We start from the raw sequence: 22,834 nt of genomic DNA on the forward strand, positions 1-22,834 counted from the left end.
ATCAGAACGAGCGGGGCAGTTCGAGAACGTGTTCGGCGACGAACGACAGGATCAGGTTGGTCGAGATCGGCGCCACCTGGTACAGGCGCGTTTCACGGAACTTGCGCTCGATGTCGTACTCGGCGGCAAAGCCGAATCCACCGTGCGTCTGCAGGCAGACGTTGGCCGCTTCCCATGAAGCATCGGCGGCCAGCAGCTTCGCCATGTTGGCTTCCTTGCCGCAGGGCTTGCCTGCATCGAACAACTGGGCGGCCTTGTAACGCATCAGGCTGGCGGCTTCCACATTGACGAATGAACGCGCGATCGGGAACTGCACGCCCTGGTTCTGGCCAATCGGGCGATCGAACACGATCCGCTCGCGAGCGTAGCTGCTGGCGCGTTCGACGAACCAGTAGCCATCGCCGATGCATTCGGCGGCGATCAGGATACGTTCGGCGTTCAGGCCGTCGAGGATGTACTTGAGTCCCTTGCCTTCCTCGCCAATCAGGTTTTCCGCCGGGATTTCGAGGTTGTCGAAGAACAGCTCATTGGTTTCGTGGTTGACCATGTTGCGGATCGGCTGGACCGTGAGGCCGTTGCCAATCGCTTCGCGCAGGTCGACGACGAACACCGACAGACCTTCGGACTTCTTCTTCACCTGGTCCAGCGGCGTGGTGCGCGCCAGCAGCAGCATCAGGTCGGAATGCTGGACGCGCGAGATCCAGACCTTCTGGCCGTTGATCACGTACTTGTCGCCGCGCCGCACGGCCGTGGTCTTGAGCTTGGTGGTATCGGTGCCGGTGGTCGGTTCGGTCACGGCCATCGACTGCATGCGCAACTCGCCCGAGGCGATGCCGGGCAGCCAGCGCTGCTTCTGCGCTTCGGAGCCGTGGCGCAGCAGGCAGCCCATCACGTACATCTGGCCGTGGCACGCCCCCGAGTTGCCGCCGTTGCGGTTGATCTCTTCCATGATCACGGAGGCTGCGGTCAGCGGCAGGCCGGAGCCACCGTATGCCTCGGGAATCAGCGCGGACAGCCAGCCGGCGTGGGTCAGCGCCTGGACGAACTCCTCCGGAAATGCGCTGTGTTCCTCGATGCGTTGCCAATAGGCCGAATCGAATTGCTTGCAGAGGTCACGTACGGCCTCGCGGATTTCCGGGTAAATCAGGTCTTGGTCCTGTGCAGCATGCATGGCAATGTCCGTCAGTATCGAGTAGGCGCATTATTCCCGACCGGTCGGAGCAGTGACATTCGCATTTGCGGAAGCGCGGCTTCGGTTCCGGCTTAGGGATGTCCCAGGGGTGTGACGGGGGGCGCGGACTGGCGCGGATGCGGGTTATCCCGCGACTTTTTCATGCCCTCGCCCTCCCTTCGGCAATGCCGAATTGTGCCGCCGGGTCAGTGGATTCACGCTGCGCGCTACTCGAATCCCAGAAACCAGACGCGTATGACACGCGCATTCAGGAGACAGCGTATGACCTCATTCCCGCAGTTGCCAGCCATCAGTACCAGCAAGTGGCGAGGCATGACGTGGGCGGCACTCGCGCTAGCAGCCGTGGCGGTGGCCGTTCCCGGACAGGGCCGCGCGAACGATGCCTACCCGTCCAAGCCCATCGTGATGGTCGTGCCGTTCGCGGCAGGTGGCCCGACTGATGTCGTGGCGCGCTCGGTGGCGGCGGCGATGTCCAAGACGCTGGGCCAGAGCGTGGTGGTGGAGAACCGTCTGGGTGCCGGCGGCACGGTGTCCGCCGCGTACGTGGCCAAGGCCGCGCCGGACGGCTACACGATCCTGATTCACCATAACGGCATGGCCACCGCGCCGGCGCTCTACTCGAAGCTGCCGTACAAGCCGCTGACCGACTTCAGTTTCGTGGGCCAGGTGGCGGATGTGCCGATGACGCTGCTGGGACGCCACGACCTGCCGCCCAACAACCTGCCCGAGTTGGTGACCTACATCCAGAAGAACCAGAACAAGGTGAACCTGGCCAATGCGGGCCTTGGCGCGGTGTCGCAGCTGTGCGGGATGCTGTTCCAGAAGGCGATCGGCGTGGATGTGCAGACGATCCCATACCAGGGCACCGCGCCGGCGATGACTGCGCTGCTGGGCGGTCAGGTGGATGTGCTGTGCGACCAGACCACGCAGACGCTTACCCATATCAAGGCTGATAAGGTCAAGCTGTACGGCGTGACCACTGCTGAGCGCATTCCCGCGCTACCGAACGCGCCGACGCTGCGCGAAGGCGGCCTAAAGGGCTTCGAGGTCAAGGTCTGGCACGGGATCTACGCGCCCAAGGGCACGCCGCCTGCCGTGATCAACAAGCTCAACGGCGCGTTGCGCGCGGCGCTGAAGGACCCGGCCGTTGCGGCGCGTATGCAGGATCTGGGCGCGGTGATCGTGCCCGAGGACAAGCAGACGCCGGAAGGGCTGCGCACGTGGCTGGCCTCGGAGATCGACAAGTGGTCGCCGATCATCAAGGCCGCTGGCGTGAAGGCGGATTGAGGAGGATTGAGGCGGACTGAGGCGGGTAGCGCCAATTGTTTTGTCCCCTCGCCCGCACGGCGGGAGAGGGGGAAAACACCTACACCGGCTCCCGGGCCGCATCCACCAGATACTGGATCAGCGTTTCCGCGAACTGGGGCAGTTCCCGTCCCGGCCGGCGCACGAGTTGCAGCTCGCGCCGCGCCCAGTCGTCTTCCAGCCGGATGAAACGCAGTACCTTGCGGCTGGCGTAGCGCCGCGCGCAACTGTTCGGCACGATGGCGATGCCGGCGCCGGCTTCCACCATGCGGCACACCGCGTCGAAGCTGCCCACCTGGATGCGCAGGCTGATCCGTTTGCCCATGCCGCTGGCGATGCGGTCCAGGAATGACTGGATCGCCGACGACTGATTCAGCCCCACAAAGCGGCAACTATCGAGCAGTTCGGCGAACCGCAGTGTCTTGAAGGCTGGAAGCGGATGGTTGACAGGGGCGATCACGATCAACTCGTCGCTGCAAAGCTGCATCGTGTCCAGGTCGGCGGTGGCGACTTCTCCCGCGACGATGCCGAGGTCCGCCGCCCCGTTGCCGATGGCCGAGACGATGTCGGCCGAGAGGTGCTCCTCCAGCTCGATGTCGACGTCCGGGTTCTCCGACAGGAAGCGCGACAGCGCGTGGGCCAGGAACGAGTTGGTGGCCGTGGTGTTGGCCAGCAGGCGCACGCGGCCCTTGACACCCTTGGCATAGGGGCGCAGGTCCGAATGCAGGCATTCGAGTTCCCGGAACACCTCGCGCGCGTGGCGCAGCAGGGCGTCGCCCGCCGGAGTGAGGCGCACGCCTTTCACCTGGCGGATCAGCAACTGGGTCTGAAACGCCTCTTCAAGCTGCTTGATGCGGGCGCTGGCTGCGGGCAGCGAGAGAAAGCTGCGCTCGGCCGCGCGTGTGATGTTCTCTGTTTCTCCCACGTTCAGAAACAGCCGCAAATCGGTCAGGTCGTAGTGCATGGCTTCGGCGGGCACGAAGCCCACTTTTGTGATTCATGAATTCCAAAGTTTCGGCCGCCAATTTATCGTATCCAGCTCTGCAATAAAACGGGCAGGCTTCCCTGTCCGTGCAGACAGCAAGCCAATGGAGGATACGATGAGCGGAATGATGGAAGGCAAGGTAGTGGTGGTAACGGGCGCCGGTGGCGGCATCGGACGAGGCATCGCCCTGGGCATGGCGGCGGCCGGTGCGCGTGTGGTGGTCAATGACCTGGGCGTGTCGATGACCGGCGAAGGCGGCGATGCCGGCCCCGCGCAGCGCGTGGTCGAGGAAATCCGCGCGGCCGGCGGCCAGGCCGTGGCCAATACCGATTCCGTTTCGACCTGGGCTGGCGGCAACGCCATCGTGCAATGCGCGCTCGACACCTTCGGCCGCATCGACGCCGTGGTCAACAACGCCGGCAACCTGCGCGATCGCATGTTCTTCAAGATGAACGAGGAAGAATGGCGCTCGGTGATCGACGTGCACCTGCACGGCACCTTCTTCGTCAGCCGTGCGGCAGCCAACTATTTCAAGGATCAGGAGAGCGGCGCCTACGTCAACATGACGTCGACGTCGGGGCTGATCGGCAACCTGGGGCAGGCCAACTACTCCGCGGCCAAGCTGGGCATCGCCGCGCTGTCCAAATCGATCGCGCTGGACATGGCCCGTTTCAATGTGCGCTCGAACTGCATCGCGCCGTTCGCCTGGAGCCGCATGACCAGCTCGATCCCGGCTGAGACGCCTGCGGAGAAGGAGCGTGTGGCCCGCCTGCAGAAGATGGAAGCCGGCAAGATCGCTCCGGTGGCCGTGTTCCTGGCCAGCGACGCGGCCAAGGACGTGAATGCCCAGATCTTCGCGGTGCGTGCCAACGAAATCATGCTGATGAGCCAGTCGCGCCCGGTGCGCTCGGTCCATACCGGCGAAGGCTGGACGCCGGAGACCGTCGCGGAGATCGCCATGCCCGCGATGCGCGGCAGCTTCTTCAAGCTCGACCGATCGCCCGACGTCATCAACTGGGACCCGATCTGACCGAGTCCCGAGGCCGGCCCGGATCCAATTCAGGCTGATCCCGGGGCCGGCCAGCCTTCCGCTTTCCGTCGATGCTGCATTGCAGCGCGACGCGTCCATACATGCGTGCCCGATGTGGCACGCATTCTGCTCACTCCTTCATCGTTAGTACCGGCGTCAGGGCGCGCGCACTTGGGAAGTGCGTGACGATTGCTGCTGGTGATAGCGAAAACACTGAACAGGTGCATACGCGCGATACGTCGATATGTCGCACGTCTCTTGCCGGCGCCGGTTAGCACTCGTCATTCGAAAGTGCTAATGCGGAAAACGTTGAACGAAAGACGCAGCGGTATGTCGCAGCGATAGTCGTCAACGCGTTGCGAGGCGGCGATGATCGTGACCCTGCTGGTCGCGTGGACATGGTCTTGCTGTGCGCGCAATCATTGCTCGCGATGTGTCTGACGCGCGCGATGGGCGCGTTGCACGAAGGCGTGCGAAGGCATTGTTGTGTCGATGCCGAACGCGTTGCGCGAAGGTATTGGTCGTAACGATATTGGGTGGGCGAGTTACACACCGCGTCGTGCACATAGTGCGGGAAAGGTGTAAGGTGTGTCACAAGCATGGTCAATGGCCCGTCGCTGCGGAATAGGACGACGAGGTGTCCGGTAATAGTGAGCATGACGATGACGTACAACGCCATCACCGGACAGACGATATCTATCGTCAACTCGCGGTCCACGTTCGCCGTTATTTGACTATGATGAAGTAAAGATTTCGCAACATGGCAGCTCCGCCATGCCGGGGTGGTGGAAGGCAAGATTGCCGCGAAATCTTTCGGGGGGAGCAGCACTGCCTTCGCCTCGGAGTGTTTCTCAGACGGGAGTGAGGTATGGACATTTTTGGCCACTACGCCACACGCTTCGAGGCACGCAAGGAAGAGGAATACAGCATCCAGGAATACCTGGAGATCTGCAAGAAGGATCCTACTGCCTACGCGACTGCTGCCGAGCGAATGCTCTCCGCAATCGGACAGCCCGAGCTGGTGGACACCCACCACGATCCGCGTCTGTCCCGGCTTTTTTTCAACAAGGTCATACGGGTCTACCCGGCGTTCCGCGACTTCTATGGCATGGAGGACACGATCGAACAGATCGTCTCGTTCTTCAAGCACGCAGCGCAGGGCCTGGAAGAACGCAAGCAGATCCTGTATCTGCTCGGGCCACCCGGAGGCGGCAAGTCGTCGCTCGCCGAGAAACTCAAGGCGCTGATGGAGGAGATACCCATCTACGCGCTCAAGGGCTCACCGATCCATGAATCGCCGCTCGGGCTGTTTTCAGCCGATGAGGACGGCAAGATCATGGAGGAAGACTATGGCATTCCGGTCCGCTACCTGAATACCATTCCGTCGCCGTGGGCAGTCAAACGACTAAACGAATTCAATGGCGACATCACCAAGTTCCGCGTGGTGAAGCTGCGTCCGTCGGTGCTGGCGCAGATCGCGATTTCCAAGACCGAGCCGGGCGATGAAAACAACCAGGACATTTCGTCGCTGGTGGGCAAGGTCGATATCCGCAAGCTCGAGGATTTTCCGCAGGATGACCCGGATGCCTATTCGTATTCCGGTGGCCTTTGCCTGGCCAACCGCGGTCTGCTCGAGTTCGTGGAAATGTTCAAGGCGCCGATCAAGGTGCTGCACCCGTTGCTGACCGCAACGCAGGAAGGCAACTACAAGGGTACCGAGGGCTTCGGCGCGATTCCGTTCGATGGCGTCATCCTCGCGCACTCGAACGAAGCGGAATGGACCACCTTCAAGGCCGACAAGAATAACGAAGCCTTCCTGGACCGGATCTATATCGTCAAGGTGCCGTACTGCCTGCGTGTTTCCGATGAGGTAAAGATCTACGACAAGCTGCTGCGCAGCAGTTCGCTCTCGGCCGCGCCGTGCTCGCCGAACACGCTGAAGATGATGGCGCAGTTCGCGGTGCTCACGCGGATCAAGGAACCGGAGAACTCGAACATCTTCTCGAAGATGCGCGTCTACGACGGCGAAAGCCTCAAGGACGTGGATCCGAAGGCCAAGTCGTACCAGGAGTATCGCGACTATGCCGGCATCGACGAAGGCATGAACGGGTTATCCACGCGTTTCGCGTTCAAGGTGCTTTCCAAGGTGTTCAACTTCGACAACACCGAAGTGGCTGCCAATCCGGTGCATCTGCTCTATGTGCTCGAACAGCAGATCGAGCGCGAGCAGTTCCCGCCGGAGCAGGAAGCCAAGTTGATGTCGTATATCAAGGAGTATCTGACCACGCCGTACGTGGAGTTCATCGGCAAGGAGATCCAGACCGCTTACCTGGAGTCGTATTCCGAGTACGGGCAGAACATCTTCGATCGCTACGTGGTGTTCGCCGATCTGTGGATACAGGACCAGGAGTATCGCGACCCCAATACCGGCGAGATCCTGGATCGCAACGCACTGAACGACGAACTCGAGAAGGTGGAAAAACCGGCGGGTATCTCGAACCCGAAGGACTTCCGTAACGAGATCGTCAACTTCGTGCTGCGGGCGCGTGCCAACAATGGTGGCAAGAACCCGGTCTGGACCAGCTATGAAAAGCTGCGGATGGTGATCGAAAAGCGCATGTTCTCCACTACCGAGGATCTGCTGCCGGTGATCTCGTTCAATGCCAAATCGTCGCGGGAAGATCAGGACAAGCACGAAAACTTCATCAACCGCATGGTCGAGAAAGGATATACACCCAAGCAGGTTCGACTTTTGGTGGAGTGGTATCTGCGCGTCAGGAAGTCGTCGTAGTCCACCGGACGCGGTCCCCGGAGCCGCCGAGACACCTGGGCGGCTCCCGATCCTGACGCTCTGGTTTGGCGTCTCAACAAGACGGGCGAGCGGCTTATGGCTACGGTCATCGATCGGCGGGAGAACGGCGGCAACAAGAGCGCCGTCAATCAGCAACGCTTCATCAAACGCTACCGCGAGCAGATCAGGCAAGCGGTGGCGAAGGCGGTGTCCGGTCGGAAGATCATGGACATCGAACAGAGCGGGCAGGTGTCCATTCCGGTCAAGGACATCTCCGAGCCGATTTTTCATCACGGCCAGGGCGGCCGGCGCGAGTGGATTCACCCGGGCAACAAGAAGTTCGTCAGGGGCGACAGCTTCGACCGCCAGCAACAGGGTGGCGGTGGTGGTGGGTCTCGTGCCAGCGATAGTGGCGAGGGCGAGGACGACTTCGTCTTCACGCTGTCGCGCGAGGATTTCCTGAACTTCTTCTTCGAGGACATGGCGCTGCCAGACCTGGCCAAGCGTCACCTCGCCAAGATCGCCGAAGTGCGCAAGGTGCGCGCAGGCTTCTCGATCGACGGCACACCATCGAATCTTTCGATCCTGCGCACGATGCGCAGCTCGCTCGGGAGGCGCATTGCCTTGTCGAGCCCCTATCTCAAGCGCCTGCGCGAACTCGAGCTCGAATACAACGACGAAGTCGAGAAGGATCCGTACTCCGAGAAGGCCGAGGCGCTGATGGAGAAGATGCGCCATCTGCGCGCCCAGGTGGATCGAGTGCCGTTCATCGAGAAGCTGGATCTACGCTACAACAACCGCGTGCTCAAGAAGCGTCCGCAGGCGCAGGCGGTGATGTTCTGTCTGATGGACGTGTCGGGTTCGATGGATGAAAGCCGCAAGGATCTGGCCAAGCGCTTCTTCATGCTGCTCTACTTGTTCCTTAAACGGAACTACGAGCGCATCGACGTGGTGTTCATCCGCCATCACACGGTGGCCAAGGAAGTCGACGAGGAGGACTTCTTCCATTCGCGCGAGTCCGGTGGTACCGTGGTCTCGAGCGCGCTCAAGCTGATGGTCGAGGTGATTCACGATCGCTATCCGCCGAGCCAATGGAACATCTACTGCGCCCAGGCGTCCGATGGTGACAACTGGGCCGGCGATTCGGAGCTTTGCGGGCGCCTGTTGCGCGAGTCGATCCTGCCGCTTGTGCAGTATTACGCCTACGTGGAGGTGGCTTCGGAAGAACCGCAGAATCTCTGGGAGGAGTACCTCACGGTGAAGGGCGAGTTCGAGCACTTCGCGATGCAGCGGATCATCGGTGCTGACGAGATCTATCCTGTGTTGCACGACCTCTTTCAGAAGCGGGCCGCGTGGCCCGGCAGGTAGCTGACCGGTAACGTCGCCGGGAATACTGGGGAAGCCTATGGCCTATCTATCGACGGGCTCGGAGTGGACTTTCGAGCTCATCCAGCGCTACGACCGCGAGATCGCCCGCATTGCCGGAGATTTCGGCCTCGACACCTACCCGAACCAGATCGAGATCATCACCGCCGAGCAGATGCTGGATGCCTATGCATCGTCAGGTCTGCCGGTCGGCTACAACCATTGGTCGTACGGCAAGCACTTCCTGGCCTCGGAACGCGGATACCAGCGCGGGTACATGGGGCTGGCCTACGAAATCGTGATCAACTCCAATCCATGCATCGCGTACCTGATGGAGGAGAACACGATGCCGATGCAGGCGCTGACCATCGCGCACGCCTGCTATGGCCACAATTCGTTTTTCAAGGGCAACTACCTGTTCCGCACCTGGACCAACGCGGACGCCATCATCGACTACCTGCTGTTCGCCAAGAACTACGTGGCGGAATGCGAGCAGCGTTATGGCGAGCAGGAAGTGGAGTTGCTGCTGGATTCCTGCCACGCGCTGCAGAACTACGGCGTGGACCGTTACAAGCGGCCCAAGAAGCTGTCGATCACCGAGGAGCAGGCCCGTCAGGCCGAACGCGAGAGCTACCTGCAGATGCAGGTCAACGACTTGTGGCGCACGCTGCCCAAGCATCGTCCGCACGCGCTGCGGCAGGAAGAAGAGGCACTCGAGCTGGAGGTGACCTTCCCGCCGGAGCCGCAGGAGAACCTGCTTTACTTCATCGAGAAGAACGCGCCAAAGCTGCAGCCGTGGCAGCGTGAAATCGTGCGCATCGTGCGCAAGATCGCGCAGTATTTCTATCCTCAGCGCCAGACCAAGGTCATGAACGAAGGCTGGGCCACGTTCTGGCACTACACCATCATCCATCAGCTCTATGAGGAAAAGCTCGTTAATGACGCGTTCATGCTCGAGCTGTTGCAGGCGCATACCAACGTCATCTATCAGCCGCCGTACCACAGCCAGTATTACAGCGGCCTGAACCCGTACACCCTGGGTTTCCTGATGTTCCAGGACATCCGCCGCATGTGCGAGAACCCGACCGAGGAAGACCGACGCTGGGCGCCCGAGATAGCGGGCAGCGACTGGCGCCAGACGCTCGACTTCGCCATGCGCAACTTCAAGGACGAGAGTTTCCTGCTGCAGTTCCTGTCGCCGCGCGTGATCCGCGAACTCAAGCTGTTCTCGGTGCTCGACGACGACCGCGAAGGCAAGTTGCGCGTGACGGCCATCCACGACGACGAAGGCTATCGCGAGATTCGCCATCTGCTGGCCAATCAGTACGACCTGTCGAACATGGAGCCGAACATCCAGGTGACGAATGTGGATGTTGGTGGAGACCGCTCTCTCACGCTGCGTCACCTGCAGAATGACCGCAGGCCGCTGGCGCAGAATTTCGACGAGGTGGTGCGACACGTGACGCGGCTATGGGGCTTCACGGTGAGGCTCGAAGTGGCCTACGAGGATGGACGGCGCGAACTCAAGTACGAGTGCAAGCCTGAACGCCGCCATCAACCCCAGCGTCGCGCTGCCTGAAAGACGAAAGCGCCCGGAGGCTTAGCGCCTCCGGCGCGTATCGCGCGGCCGGGCCGTCGAGGACACCCCTGCGCGTTCCAGATCGACACCCGGCAGCAGGTGCAGCAATCGCACCAGTTCCGACTGGCGATGCGTGCCGGTCTTGCGCAGCGTATCCCGGATATGCACCCGCACGGTGTGCGGCGAAAGGAACTCGCGTTCAGCGATCTCCGTGAGCGTTTCGCCCGCGGCCAGGCGAATGGCGATGATGCTTTCCTTGCGCGACAGACCGAACAACGAGGTCAGCACGCCCGCGTCGAGCACGGATCGGGACTCGGAGTTGCCCAGCAACATCATCGCCATCGGCAGTTGCCACGGGCCTTCCACCGGTTGGCGCGATACCAGTGGCATGACGATGATGGGCACCGGTTGCCCGCCCGATGTGATGTGCATCCACGAGCCAGCGGCTGTGCCATTGCGGCCGCCATGCACTGCGGACTCAAGCAGCCCCGCCAGTACTGATTGCATCGATTCCGCGCGGGCGCGCAGCACGCCGTTGTCGAGGGCTAGATTGGTGTCCGCCTGGACCAGTGCTTCGGCCCAGCTATTGGCGTAGCGCACCCGCATGTCGGCTTGCAGAACCATGACGCCGAAGTCGAGCGTGTCGAGGCTGGCCAGGCCCAGCGATGCCAGGCCACTCAGTTCGAAATTGCGATGCTGCATGCGGGCCGCCCGCGCCCAGTGGGGCATGACCTGGGCCACGCGTTGCTGGCAATGCGCGAGTGCGTCGCACGATGCCGGAGTGGCGCTCATCAGCACGCACACGTCGCTGGTGTCGAACAGTCGGATGCCTTGCGCGAGGCCGCTGCAGTCATAAATGGAGGTGGCTGCCGCTGGTTCTGGCTCGGCCAGCATGGCAGTGGCGCCATCGACGGACATCGTGGCGCATGCCCATGTCGCGCCTGCGGGTGTCAGGTGCGCGGGCAGGGCACGCATATTGTCAGGCATGCTGCCTGCGCTCGTGAAGCAGCCGTGCGGGGTCACGCCGAGGCGCGCGCGCGCCGCGAGCTTGTCCCATATCAGATAGCTTGGGCTGCCGGTGCCGGTGTAGCGGGAAAAGAGATCCAGGGCGGCAGGCATGGCCGCGACGTCCATGGCGGACTCATAGATGCAATCGACCAGACGATGGAATACGTCGTCGGTAGACGGGTGTTCGCCCATATTGATTTTCCCCCGGTGGCAAACGCCTGTTTCCTCAAGTCCGCTGCGTCGAGGCGCGGTCCTTTTATGTCTTTGTATGCAACTTCCGGCGATGACCCTGATGCATATCGCCGTACTGCCATTTCACCATGATCATGCATAACCGCGAGGCTGGAACATCCCGCCTTGGGAGGGGAGAGTCCCGCGCCGCGCCTGCGTTTCAGGGTTTCTGCACAAGGTGCGCGAACCTTCACGCAGGCATCATGGAAGCTCGCGAGATAGTAATGCCGTGACCACCGTATTTCAAAATTTTCCGGTCAAATGTATTGGAGTGCCATTGCACAAATGAGACACCCCTATGCGGGCGCGCCCCTATGCTCACATTGGCAGCGCCGTCAGGCCGGCTTGCCAGCTTTTCGGGTGACGAGATCGGCGCCTGCGCCAGCCGCGGCGGCTGTCGCGATCTCTTCCTCAGTGCCGCCGCCATCCACCTGCACCGTCACGAACGGTACGGCCAGTCGAATGCCGTTGGCGTCGAAGTTGCGCTTGAGCCGGACGTTGAAGGCCCGCGTGATTTCGTACTGGGTGAGCGGCCGTGTCTTGAACTGGGCCAGAACGACCTGACCGGTGGGGTCGAAGCGGTCGAGCCCCAGGATGTCCAGACCGGACAGCAAATTGCGGCTGTAGCGATGGTCGCGCGCCACCTCGGCGCCGGTTTCGCGCACGAGTTCCAATGCCCGCTCGAAGTCGCTCTGATAGGCAATCGAGATGTTGAAGACGGCGAAGGCATAGCCGCGCGACAGGTTCTTGACGGCCTTGATCTGGCTGTATGGCAGCGTGTGCACGGCGCCCTTGCCGTCGCGCAGTCGCACGGTCCGGATCGTCATGGCCTCGACTACGCCGACATGGTCCGGCAACTCGATCGAATCGCCGATGGCGATCGTATCCTCGACGACGATGAACAAACCGGTGATCAAATCCTGCACCAGCGTTTGCGCACCGAAGCCGATGGCCAGCCCGACCACCCCTGCGCCGGCGAGCAACGGCGTGACGTTGACGCCAAGGTTGGCCAGCACCGCGATCATCGCTACCACGAGCACGCTCACGAATGACGCATTACGCACGAGGGGCAGGATGGTCTTGGCGCGCAGGCTGGGCTGCGCGGCGCGGCCGTGCGTGGGGGAAAGCGTCTGGGTGATGGCCGTGTCGATCAGCAGCCAGGCCAGCCATGCCAGCAGCACCACGCCGACCACCCCGAGCAGCGACTCGGTGATGTGACGGCCGGCGGCGGTCGATTGGGCAATTCGTATCAGCGAGGTCTGCCAGATACGCGCGTTGAGTTCCAGGAATGTGATCCAGATCACCACGCGGATCAGCGCCGCGCCAAAGCGGCCAAAGCGCTGGACGTACGCGGAGCGCCGCCGATCGCGCAGGCGCGGAGCGCGCACAGTTGCCTTGGGTGATCGGCCCACCACGAGCGTCAACAGCGTGGCGGTCACGAACAATGCCACCGTGATGACCGCGCGCCGCAGGAATTCGTCGGCATGGCCGGTGGCCATGATCGTGCCGATGACCGATGCCGCGACCACGGCGAGCACGGGCAGATACCACGCATCACCCGCCAGGCGCAGCAGATCCATCATCGCGGGGTATTCCTGCCGAACCGCAAACGGTCGAAATGAGATCAACTGGCCGATGGCGCGGCGAAACCGCACGGCAAACACGCCAATCAGGATCGCGGCGAGGATATTGGACAGCGTGCTGATCAACGCCGCCAGGTTGAGGCCAAGCGCGGCGATCACACGCGGATCGCTGTTGACCTCTCCCAGTGCGGCCAGTGAGCCGGTGATGAACAGCAGGATCGGTGAATGGGTAATCAGGTCACGCACGGCGTGCGCGCGATGCGCGGACTGGAACAGCGTGAAGATGACCTGGCAGACCGCCGACATCACGGCGCCGGCCACGATCGCGTAGGCCACCAGAACGGCGCCCACACTGGCGGGCGTGCGACCGAACACCTGATAGGCGAGCAGCACCGTCAGGCCGAATGCGACGATCCACGGTCCGATGCCGCGCACGAAGTACAGGCTGACATCGATCCAGGAAGGTACCCGCGGGAGTTGATGGTCTCTGGGCCGCCGCAACCGGTTCTGGCGCAGTCGCCGTGCCAGTTCCCGCAGCAGCCACCCGGTAATGGCCCACCCGGCAAACACGGTGCCGAATTCGGTCCAGGAGACGATGGCCTTGCGGGTGTTCTTGATCGTCAGGGCATCGTGCAGTTCTTCGCGGGCGAACTCCATTCGCCACTTCCAGTAATGCACTGCACCGCTATTTTTGTGTGGCGCGTTGTCCATTTCCTGAATGGCCTGCGCAACGGCGCCGATCAGACCGGGGGAGGGTGCGCTGGCGCCAGCGGCCGACGCTCCCGCCGCCGCCTCTGCCGCCGATGCATCGAGGCCAGTACGCACTGCCTGCAATTGCTTCACCAAAGCCTGTCGTTCGCCCTCGTTCTGCAAGGTATTGATGACCTGATCGAGCGATTGCGCCAGAGGCGCGCTGGCGGGGGGTGCCGAAGCGGGTTGGGCGTTGGCCTTCTGCGCCACTGCGGCGAGCGACAGTCCGGCGCTTTGCGCGGCACCGGCCAGGAACATCGCCATCAGGATGCCGGCAAGCCAAGTGAAAACTGGAACGCGTAGTCGTGAGCGCTGCATGGACGGTTGGGGCGTGGCAGGGGGATTGCCGCGATAGGAGCACCTGTATGCGCGTCACTGTAGCGCATCGGCACGCGAAGCACGCGTGCGAGTGGGGTGTCGGGCGCATCGCGTGGTGTCCGCTTTTTATTCAAAATATTTGATCAATTCGTCCGGAATCTGACTGCATCAGCCTTGGCATCGAATTCTATAGTTCAGCACATGGACGGCGCGGCAAACAAAAAATCGAACGTTCAGCAGGATTCAAAACAGCTAAACAAATTCACATATTTGGAGAGAATCATGACCCGGACCATCGCCCTCAAGCTCGCTTCCACCCTCGTGCTTTCGCTTGCAGCCCTTGGCGCAGCCCAGGCAGGCACGGTACCCGCCGACAAGTATGGCTATGAGTTCCGCACCGGAGAGACTGCGGGGACCCGGGTGCCCGCCGACAAGTATGGCTACGAATTCCGCACGCACGACACATTCACCGATGGCGCCCGCGCTGGGAAGTTCGACGCATTCACCGATGGCGCCCGCAAGGTGGCAGGGCTGGACAAGGCCGGTGTGTCGGCGGAGCCGGCCCGGTCATTCGACCCGTACCTGGACGGCGCTCGCGCATGACCGGTGTCACGCGTTCCGAACGAGGCGTTACGTAACCCGTAACGCCTTTTTCATTGGGGCAGCGGCCAGACGGGGATCACGGGAGGGGCATCGACCGCCCGACTGAAGTAGGGTGGCGAAACCCGGAACGTCCATTTGGCGCGGGATTCAGACGGGGCGATTGAAACGCGGGTTCGCATCTACCTGATCGGGCTGGAGATTGGCACGTGGTTTGCAGAAAGGAGAATGCAGACGCGCTTCAAACACAGCGTCCCGATGTCAAACAGGAGATCGCCATGTTCCAGAATACCTTTGCTCAAGCCGATGCCGTGATCGTGCACGATGCCGCCATTGCCGCGGCCATCGACGCCGCCATGCTGCGCCGCCGCGACGAGTACGTGGGCCAGCCGATGGCATGGAAGGTCTTCTGCGAAGCGTCGCATGTCGCCACGCTCTGCGAGCCGCTTCGCATGGCGTTTATCAATCGCGTGGCCAATGAGCGTGGCGCCGACATCGCGCTGCGCCTGAAGACCAAGGCCGAGGCGATCCGCGCGGCGGCAATTGCAGAGCTGGTCTGAACATCGTTACCATGGCCGCTCCATCTTCCGGAGCCGTTCATGCCACCCCTCGATACGCTGTTGCCGTTTCTCGGCATCGCCGTCCTGCTCAGTCTTGCGCCGGGACCTGACAATATCTTCGTGTTGTTGCTGTCAGCGATGCATGGCACGCGCGCCGGCCTGACCGTGGTGTTGGGGCTTTGCACGGGACTGCTGGTTCACACGGCGGTGGTGGCGGTGGGCCTGGCCGCGTTGCTGGCGGCATCGGCGGTGGCGTTCACCGTGTTGAAGATCGCCGGCGCGCTGTATCTCGTCTATCTGGCGTGGCAGGCGTTCCGCGCTCCCGTGGGCGAACTTTCTTCTTCCCAGATGCAGGTGAAGACCGGCAAGCACATGTACCTGCGTGGGGTGATCATGAACCTGACCAACCCCAAGGTCGTGATCTTCTTCCTGGCATTCCTGCCGCAGTTCGTCAGCCCGGATCGGGGCCCGGTGGCCCCTCAGATCATGGTGCTTGGCTTCGTGTTCATCCTTGCCACGCTGCTGGTCTTCGGCTCGATCGCCTGGTTCTCGGGCGCGTTCGGCCGCGTGCTGATGCGCTCCGCGCGGATGCAACGCGCGGTGAACTGGTTCGCCGGGAGCGTGTTCCTGGCGCTCGCCGGCAGGCTGGCGCTGTCTCAGCGGTAAGGGATCGGCCCCGTCCGGGGCCGGTGCTCACGCGAAGGTGATCGCGGGGCGCCGCTCCGGCAGTTCCAGGTGCGGCACGTTGTTGAAGCTCAGCAGGCGCTGCGTGCCGCGTCCGACGATCAACTCGCAGAAGCCGGTGTTGCGGAACTGCAGGTTCAGTTCGATGGCGGTCTGCGTCGGCGCGCCGAGCAGGTCGGCCACCGCACGGCCAATGGCGCCGCCCGAACTGACCACCAGCAATGCGTCCTCCCGCGAGGCGCCTTCGGTCGCATGGGCGAGAGCGGCCTGCATTCGCTGTCCAAACTCGCCCCAGGTTTCAGGCATGCCGGTCAACTGATCCTGCGTCCAGGCCGCGAATGCGGCGCGGAACGTGCGCCAGTAATCCTGGTAGTCCCCATTCTGATGGGCTCGATGATCCGCGCCCTTGGTGAAGCTGCGGTACAGCGATTCGCCGTCGTACTCATTCAGGCCTGGGTGCGATGCCACAGGCAAGTCGCTGACGCCCATGCCGGCCAGGATCTCGCTGGCCGTGTCCTGCTGGCGCACGAGTGTGCCAGCCACCACGCGGCGAAACTGCACACCGCGGTCGCGAAAATATTCGCCCAGCCAGCGTGACTGCTGGCGGCCCGTATCGGACAGGCAGTCGTAGTTGGCGGCCCCGAACGAGGCTTGTCCGTGGCGGACCAGAAATAGCGTTGCCATGAAGTGCGGGCGGCGACGCGCCCGAAAGAGTCTGCGTTGCAGCGATTCTAGATGGGGCCGGCTGGCGAGCCTAGCAAGCCTCGCCGAAATTCATGTCGGCCATCTTTTTGCTGCATTTCGCCAGATTTCGCTGCGCTGCCGGCACAATGCCGGCAGTCAGGTCTGGTCAGATCAGGTCAGTCGAGCGTCACACCGGTATCCGCCGTCAGTTTGAGCACCACTGGCAGATAGGCCTTGTACGCGCGCTCGGCTTCGGCCGGGGTATTGCCGATCGGTTCCGCGCCCATCTCGTCGATCTTCGCGCTCAGTTCTGGTGACTTCACCAGCGCGCTGACCTCGCGGCCCAGCCGTTCGATGATCGCATCCGGCGTCTTTGCCGGCGCCAGCAGCGTAGTCGGGCCAACGATCTTGTAGGCGGCATCGCTGTAGCCGGCCTCCGTGAACGTCGGCACATCCGGCAATGCCTTCGCGCGGGTGGTGCCCGCCACGGCCAGCGGTCGGAGCTTGCCGACCGCAATGTACTGGCGCAGCGTGGTCACGGATCCGATCGTCAGGTTGACCTGTCCGGCGAGCAGGTCGGTCACCATCGGCCCTTCGCCGCGATAGGGAACGTGCAGGATATCGACCCCGTAGGTCTTGTCCATGTACGCCTGGATCGTGTGCGGTTGCGTGCCCGGACCCCAGGAGCCCATGCGCAGCTTGCCCGGTTCCTTCTTCGCGTAGGCAATCAGCTCGGTCACGGTCTTCACCGGCACGGCCGAATTGACGGCCAGCACCGTGCGGGCCATGGCCACATCGGAGATGGGCCGCAGTTCGGTGCGCGGGTCGTATGGGAGCTTCTTGTACAGCGCGATATTGGCCGTGATCGGACCCGGAATCGTCATCAGCAGGGTGTAGCCGTCAGCCGGCGACTTGGCGACAAAGTCCGTGCCGATGATGCCGCCCGCGCCACCCCGGTTTTCGACCACCACCGGCTGCCCGAGGCGCTTGCCAAGGCCTTCGGCCAATTGCCGGGCCACTGTGTCAGTCAATCCGCCGGCCGGATACGGCACGATCATCCGGATAGGCTTGGACGGATAGTCCCCCTGCGCGAACGCAGCCAGCGGCAGCAGCGCCGCCGCGGCGCATGCAGCGTGCATGATCCACCGTCGTCGTGGCGGAATGGTTTGCTTCATGGTGTGTCTCCTCGTTTTGATGCCCGGTCCCTGTCGGGACATACCGCTATGGTTGCGGCTGATGCGGGCGGTGGATTGGGTGAAGCGAGGGAAAAATCCTGGGGGCTGGCTTGTCAGCTTTCCGGCCCGAGATAGCAGGCGACCATGCGCGTCATCTCGCCGGACAGGCGCTCGTCGTCGAGCCGAAGCGGGCCCGGATTGTTGAGCACGGCATTGACGAGCATGCCGAACACCATCTGCATGGCGAAACGCACGCGGACTTCGTTGGCTTCGGCCGGACCCGGCAGCCGGGGGGTAAGCAGCGCCACCAGCCGTTCGACGATTTCCTCGCCGTTCTTCTGGTGCGGCAGCCATTCTTCCGGGCGCGTGGACGAATGCTTGAGCGACGCGCGAATCACGCCGCGATTGTTGTGGCAGCCATTGACCAGGAAGCGCATGGTCTTCTCGACGATCTGCCGCGCCGGTACTTCGCCCCAGCGATGCTCGGCCATGTAGCGGGCCACCGAGGCGTCTGACTCTTCCATCACCAGCGTGCGCAGCGCGTCGAAGAACGCCATCTTGTCGCGAAAGCGCCCGTAGAACGCCCCGACGGAAACCTGGCAGGCCGCCGCGATCTGCGCGACCGATACCGCTGCGAAGTCACGTTCCGCCAGCAGCTTGCGGCCGGCGGCAAGCAAGGCCTGCTCGGTCTCGCGCGCGCGGCGCTGTCGCGGCGGTTGCAGGATCGACGTCGTGTCTACCCTCGGGAAGGGGGAAGAGGCGGGCGATGCACTTGCGATGGGGCTTTGCATGGCAGATTTCCGTATTCGAATTCGTATTCGGTTTTGAACCTTATGTGCCGCTAACACGCACCGTCAAGATAGGGATTACGATTTCCAATATTTGGAAATTCATTCCGCTCTTTGACATACAACGAGGTCGCCGACCACACTGGAAAACAGGAGACAAGATGCAAATGAACACGCCAGTCGAACAATTCATTGCAGAGCGCCGGCGCGAAGACCCTTCGTTCGGCGGGCTGCTGGCCAAGGGTTTCGCGCTGCTTCGCTGCTTTATCGACGACCCTCGCCCATTGGGCAACGGAGAGCTGGCGCAGCGGCTGCAGTTGCCGCGGGCCACGGTATCGCGCATCTGCCGCACGTTGTTCGAACTCGGCTACCTCGACTGGGAACCGAAGCTGGACAAGTACTTCGTCAGCGCCCAGGTGCTGGCGCTGGGCTATCCCTACATGGCCGGCCTGCAGGTCCGCCACCTGGCGCGACCGCTGATGCAGGCGCTGGCCAATCAGGTCGAAGGCGCGGTGTCGATGGGCGTGGCCTACCAGCTCGACGTGACTTACCTGGAATCGTGCACGCACATGGAAGGCACGCCGGCACGGCCAGCGATTGGCGCGGTGCGGTCGGTGCTGACGACCGCGATGGGGCGCGCGTACCTGTGCACGCTGTCGAAGACCGAATTCGAGAAACTGATGACCACGGCGCGTGCAGAGCGGCCCGAGGAGTACGCCGCCTGTTACGACACCTTGTGCCACTGCATCGCCCACTATCCGAAGCGCGGATTCACGCTCAACGAAGGTGATGCGGGAGCGGATGTACATGGCGTGGGGGTGTATTCGCGCGTGGTGTACATGAATCGGCCGCTGCTGTTCAACTGCGCCATCCCAGGGATGCGCGTCAAGCGGGGCTCGATGGAGAAGCGCGTGGCGCCGTTGCTGCGCGAGATGGTGCGATCAATAGAAAACATGGCTGGCGTGGGACGCTAGGCCGCCGGTAGGTGGGACCGGACCTTCCCGCCAGGCTGAACGCGTCGCGGCACGTATCGCGCGCGTCATCAATGGAGACAACATGCAGGATCTGCAACCCTTGCTGCGCCCGCGCTCGATCGCGGTGATCGGCGCGTCGACGCAACCAGAGAAAGTCGGCGGCATGCCGATTCGCCTGTTGGGCGAACTCGGCTACGCCGGCCGCGTGTTCCCGGTGAACCCCGGGGCCGACACCGTGCAGGGCCTGCGCGCGTTTCCGACCGTCGAAGCCATTGGCGAGCCGGTGGACCTGGCGATCGTCGCCGTCCCGGCGCCGGCCGCGCCCGACGTGATGGCGCAGCTCGGCCGCGCGGGAACGCGTGCCGCGGTGGTCTTCACTTCGGGCTTTGCCGAGGTCGCCAACGGCAGCGGGTTGCAGCACGCGCTGGCTACGCAGGCTAGGACGCATGGGGTGCAACTCCTCGGGCCGAACTGCCTGGGCGCGATGAACCTTGGCGAGCGCATGTTCGCCACGTTCTCGCCGATTCCACTGACAGGCGTGCCGCCAGTTGGCGGCGTGGGGCTTGTCAGCCAGAGCGGTGCGTTCGGTGCCTACGCATTCGCGCTGGCGCGCGAGGCGGGTTTGGGTTTGAGCCACTGGGTCACCACGGGTAACGAGGCGGGACTGCAGGTGGCCGACGTCATTGAATGGCTCGCGCACGATCCGCAGACGCAGGTGATCCTGGCCTATATCGAGGGTGCGCGCGACGGGATGCGCCTGCGTCAGGCACTGGCGGCGGCCCGCGCGGCGGGCAAGCCGGTGGTGATCGCCAAGGTCGGCACCACGGCCGCCGGCGCCAGCGCCGCGCAATCGCATACGGCCAGCCTGGCCGGCGAGGACGCCGTGTACCAGGCCGTGTTTGACGAATACGGCGTGCATCGCGCGCATACCCTGGAAGCATTTTTCCGGCTTGGCTACACGCTGGCGCGAGGCAGGCGGCCGGCACGCTGGCATTCGCCCACGGGCATGGCGGCGGACGCCGTGGCGCCGGTGGCGATCGTGACCGTTTCCGGTGGTGTCGGCATCATGATGGCGGATAGCGCCGAGTCGCAAGGGCTGCCCCTGCCACCGATGCCCGATGCCGCGGCCGCGGCGCTGCGCGAGGCTGTGCCGTTTGCCAGCACCTCGAATCCAATCGACGTGACCGGACAAGTCGTCGCGCAGCCAAAAGTGCTTGCTGACGCGCTGGCAGGTGTGGCGCGCAGCGGCGCATATGGCAGCGTGGCGGCATTCCTGGCCGGTGGCGGGAACGCGCCGAGGGTGTGGAGCTTGCTGGAACAAACCGTTGATGATCTGGCGAACGATCCGCAAGCCGCGCCGCTGATGATTGCCGGCGTGATCTCCGATGACAAGCGTGCATGGCTCGAGGCGCGCGGCTGCCTGGTGTTCCGCGAGCCGGCGCACACCATCGAGGCTGTGGCCGCGCTTGCCAAGGCTGCCGCGATGACCGAATCCGCGCAATCCCCGGCCGCCCCGGCGCAGCTGCCGTCCGTGCCCGACCTGCCAGCCGACGCAAAGGCGCTGTCTGAAGCCGACGCGATGGCACTGTTGTTGCAGGCTGGCGTTCCCGTGGCACCGCACGGTCTGGCTCGCGATGCCGACGAAGCGGTACGTGTGGCGGAGGCGATCGGCTATCCGGTAGTGGTGAAGCTTTGCTCGCCCGACATCTTGCACAAGAGCGATGTGGGCGGGGTGGTGCTCAACCTGTCTGACGCCGACGCGGTGCGTGCCGCGTTCGAGCGCGTCCGTCGCGCTGCCGGCACGGCAAGGTTCGATGGCGCGCTGGTTGCCCGCATGGTGCGCGGCTGGGGCGAAATCATGGTTGGCGTGCGGCGCGACCCGGTGTTCGGGCTGGTTGCGCTGGCCGGTATCGGCGGCACGGCCGTCGAGATCTTCCGCCAGATGTCCTTCGGACTGGCACCCGTTTCACGCGAACGCGCGCGGGCCATGCTGACGCAGAGTCGCGCCGCCGCGTTGTGCGCCGGCCATCGGGGGCATCCGCCGCTCGATCTCGATGCGGTGGCCGATGTCATCGTGAACGTGTCGCGTGCCGCGGATGCCATCGGCGAGCGGCTGGACACACTGGAAATCAATCCGTTCATCGTGAGCGCGGACGGGCTGGTTGCAGCCGATGCGGTGATTACGCTGCGCTGATCGACACAGACAACCACTCATAACAAATACAGGAGACAGGTTATGCGATCGAAGCTTCGCAGGGCGCTGCTCGGCATGACGCTGGTGCTAACGGGCGTGTGCATGACGACCGGCGCCGCCAATGCTGCACGCGCCTATCCCGACAGGCCCATCCGGCTCGTGGTGCCATTCCCCGCGGGTGGCGGCACTGATGTGATCGGCCGGATGCTGGCGGCGCGATTGTCCAACACGCTCAAGACCACGGTCGTGGTGGAGAACGTGGTGGGCGCCACGGGCACGATCGGCACGGCCCAAGTGGCACGCGCCGCACCGGACGGTTACACGCTCGTGCTCGGGATTTCCGCCACGCACGCCATTGCGCCGTCGATCTTCCCCAAGCTGCCGTATGACCCGTTGCGCGATTTCGTGCCGATCGGCCGTATCGCGATTGGCGGCAACGTGCTGGTGGCGAATCCGAGCTTCCCTGCCCATGACCTGCGCGCGCTGATCGCCATGGCGAAGCAGCCTAACGCCGATCTGACCTACGGGTCCTGGGGGCAGGGTTCCGGTGGCCATCTGGCGGGTGAAAGCCTGAACGTGTCCGCTGGCATCCATCTGCGCCATATCCCGTACAAGGGCGTGGCGCCGATGCTGACCGATGTCATGGGCGGGACGCTGCCCGTGGCGATGTCGGACCTGGCGGGCACCTTGCCGCTGATCCGCAGCGGCAAGGTGCGGGCGCTGGCCGTGTCTGGGTCGGAGCGCTCGGTGGCATTGCCCGATGTACCTACGTTTGCCGAGAGCGGCGTCGGGTTTCGGCTCGACAGCTGGTTCGCGTTGTTCGCGCCGTCCCGCACGCCGGCGCCGATTGTCGAACAGCTCGACCGCGCAATGCAGGAAGCCATGCAGGACAGCGGGCTGCAGGCGCAGATCGCCAGCCTCGGCATGCGCTACGCGCCGGTTTCCCGCGCGCAGTTCACCAACCAGATGCGCGAAGACACCCGCACCTGGGCAGCACTTGTGAAGTCGAGTGGCGCCGCGCTCGAATGATCCAGAACG

General features: G+C 63.4%; 18 protein-coding genes. 11 read left to right on the top strand and 7 right to left on the bottom strand.

Annotation, left to right across the window (positions count from 1 at the left end):
- Position 1 precedes the first annotated feature (1 nt).
- Positions 2 to 1,171, bottom strand: coding sequence for an acyl-CoA dehydrogenase family protein (locus tag K6G35_RS22310; protein ID WP_011518414.1), 1,170 nt, complete (start codon positions 1,169 to 1,171; stop codon positions 2 to 4).
- A gap of 282 nt (positions 1,172 to 1,453) precedes the next feature.
- On the opposite strand from K6G35_RS22310, the gene K6G35_RS22315 reads away from it, so the two are divergent.
- Positions 1,454 to 2,479 (top strand): tripartite tricarboxylate transporter substrate-binding protein, encoded by a 1,026-nt coding sequence (locus tag K6G35_RS22315; protein WP_152564937.1) that lies wholly within the window; start codon positions 1,454 to 1,456, stop codon positions 2,477 to 2,479.
- Between the two features lie 79 nt (positions 2,480 to 2,558).
- Here K6G35_RS22315 and K6G35_RS22320 read toward each other — a convergent pair whose 3' ends face one another.
- On the bottom strand, positions 2,559 to 3,461 hold the full coding sequence (locus K6G35_RS22320) for a LysR family transcriptional regulator (RefSeq protein WP_008647015.1): 903 nt from the start codon (positions 3,459 to 3,461) through the stop codon (positions 2,559 to 2,561).
- 136 nt (positions 3,462 to 3,597) lie between these two features.
- Here K6G35_RS22320 and K6G35_RS22325 point away from each other — a divergent pair, with 136 nt between their 5' ends.
- From K6G35_RS22325 to K6G35_RS22340, 4 genes are all read left to right on the top strand, one after another.
- A complete protein-coding gene (locus K6G35_RS22325; protein ID WP_008647017.1) occupies positions 3,598 to 4,512 on the top strand; it encodes an SDR family NAD(P)-dependent oxidoreductase in 915 nt (304 codons plus the stop codon).
- 868 nt (positions 4,513 to 5,380) lie between these two features.
- Positions 5,381 to 7,303, top strand: a complete 1,923-nt coding sequence (locus K6G35_RS22330) for a PrkA family serine protein kinase (protein ID WP_008647020.1) — start codon at positions 5,381 to 5,383, stop codon at positions 7,301 to 7,303.
- A gap of 96 nt (positions 7,304 to 7,399) precedes the next feature.
- Positions 7,400 to 8,671: a YeaH/YhbH family protein gene (locus tag K6G35_RS22335; RefSeq protein ID WP_017514448.1), complete on the top strand. Its 1,272-nt coding sequence runs from the start codon at positions 7,400 to 7,402 to the stop codon at positions 8,669 to 8,671.
- A gap of 37 nt (positions 8,672 to 8,708) precedes the next feature.
- On the top strand, positions 8,709 to 10,247 hold the full coding sequence (locus K6G35_RS22340) for a SpoVR family protein (RefSeq protein ID WP_008647022.1): 1,539 nt from the start codon (positions 8,709 to 8,711) through the stop codon (positions 10,245 to 10,247).
- A 21-nt stretch (positions 10,248 to 10,268) separates the two neighbouring features.
- Here K6G35_RS22340 and K6G35_RS22345 read toward each other — a convergent pair whose 3' ends face one another.
- Positions 10,269 to 11,447 (bottom strand): helix-turn-helix transcriptional regulator, encoded by a 1,179-nt coding sequence (locus K6G35_RS22345; RefSeq protein WP_186426037.1) that lies wholly within the window; start codon positions 11,445 to 11,447, stop codon positions 10,269 to 10,271.
- 374 nt (positions 11,448 to 11,821) lie between these two features.
- Positions 11,822 to 14,083, bottom strand: a complete 2,262-nt coding sequence (locus K6G35_RS22350; RefSeq protein WP_495677110.1) for a mechanosensitive ion channel family protein — start codon at positions 14,081 to 14,083, stop codon at positions 11,822 to 11,824.
- Positions 14,084 to 14,419: 336 nt separating this feature from the next.
- Between K6G35_RS22350 and K6G35_RS22355 the strand changes: the two genes are divergently transcribed.
- From K6G35_RS22355 to K6G35_RS22365, 3 genes are all read left to right on the top strand, one after another.
- Positions 14,420 to 14,740: a hypothetical protein gene (locus K6G35_RS22355; protein WP_035884518.1), complete on the top strand. Its 321-nt coding sequence runs from the start codon at positions 14,420 to 14,422 to the stop codon at positions 14,738 to 14,740.
- A 275-nt stretch (positions 14,741 to 15,015) separates the two neighbouring features.
- On the top strand, positions 15,016 to 15,297 hold the full coding sequence (locus K6G35_RS22360; protein WP_008647029.1) for a DUF7696 family protein: 282 nt from the start codon (positions 15,016 to 15,018) through the stop codon (positions 15,295 to 15,297).
- A gap of 39 nt (positions 15,298 to 15,336) precedes the next feature.
- Positions 15,337 to 15,963, top strand: coding sequence for a LysE family translocator (locus tag K6G35_RS22365; protein WP_008647030.1), 627 nt, complete (start codon positions 15,337 to 15,339; stop codon positions 15,961 to 15,963).
- A gap of 27 nt (positions 15,964 to 15,990) precedes the next feature.
- Here K6G35_RS22365 and K6G35_RS22370 read toward each other — a convergent pair whose 3' ends face one another.
- From K6G35_RS22370 to K6G35_RS22380, 3 genes are all read right to left on the bottom strand, one after another.
- Positions 15,991 to 16,665, bottom strand: a complete 675-nt coding sequence (locus tag K6G35_RS22370) for a histidine phosphatase family protein (RefSeq protein WP_186426035.1) — start codon at positions 16,663 to 16,665, stop codon at positions 15,991 to 15,993.
- Positions 16,666 to 16,841: 176 nt separating this feature from the next.
- On the bottom strand, positions 16,842 to 17,840 hold the full coding sequence (locus K6G35_RS22375; RefSeq protein WP_286880247.1) for a Bug family tripartite tricarboxylate transporter substrate binding protein: 999 nt from the start codon (positions 17,838 to 17,840) through the stop codon (positions 16,842 to 16,844).
- A 113-nt stretch (positions 17,841 to 17,953) separates the two neighbouring features.
- Positions 17,954 to 18,631, bottom strand: coding sequence for a TetR/AcrR family transcriptional regulator (locus tag K6G35_RS22380; protein ID WP_495677111.1), 678 nt, complete (start codon positions 18,629 to 18,631; stop codon positions 17,954 to 17,956).
- Positions 18,632 to 18,795: 164 nt separating this feature from the next.
- On the opposite strand from K6G35_RS22380, the gene K6G35_RS22385 reads away from it, so the two are divergent.
- The 3 genes from K6G35_RS22385 (at position 18,796) to K6G35_RS22395 (ending at position 22,825) form a co-directional block, all read left to right on the top strand.
- Positions 18,796 to 19,602, top strand: coding sequence for an IclR family transcriptional regulator (locus tag K6G35_RS22385; protein ID WP_008647034.1), 807 nt, complete (start codon positions 18,796 to 18,798; stop codon positions 19,600 to 19,602).
- An 82-nt stretch (positions 19,603 to 19,684) separates the two neighbouring features.
- A complete protein-coding gene (locus K6G35_RS22390; protein ID WP_286880243.1) occupies positions 19,685 to 21,796 on the top strand; it encodes an acetate--CoA ligase family protein in 2,112 nt (703 codons plus the stop codon).
- 42 nt (positions 21,797 to 21,838) lie between these two features.
- Entirely contained in the window at positions 21,839 to 22,825 is a 987-nt protein-coding gene (locus tag K6G35_RS22395; RefSeq protein ID WP_008648374.1) for a Bug family tripartite tricarboxylate transporter substrate binding protein, read from the top strand.
- Positions 22,826 to 22,834 lie beyond the last annotated feature (9 nt).

This window comes from Cupriavidus sp. HY129 (assembly GCF_059492215.1).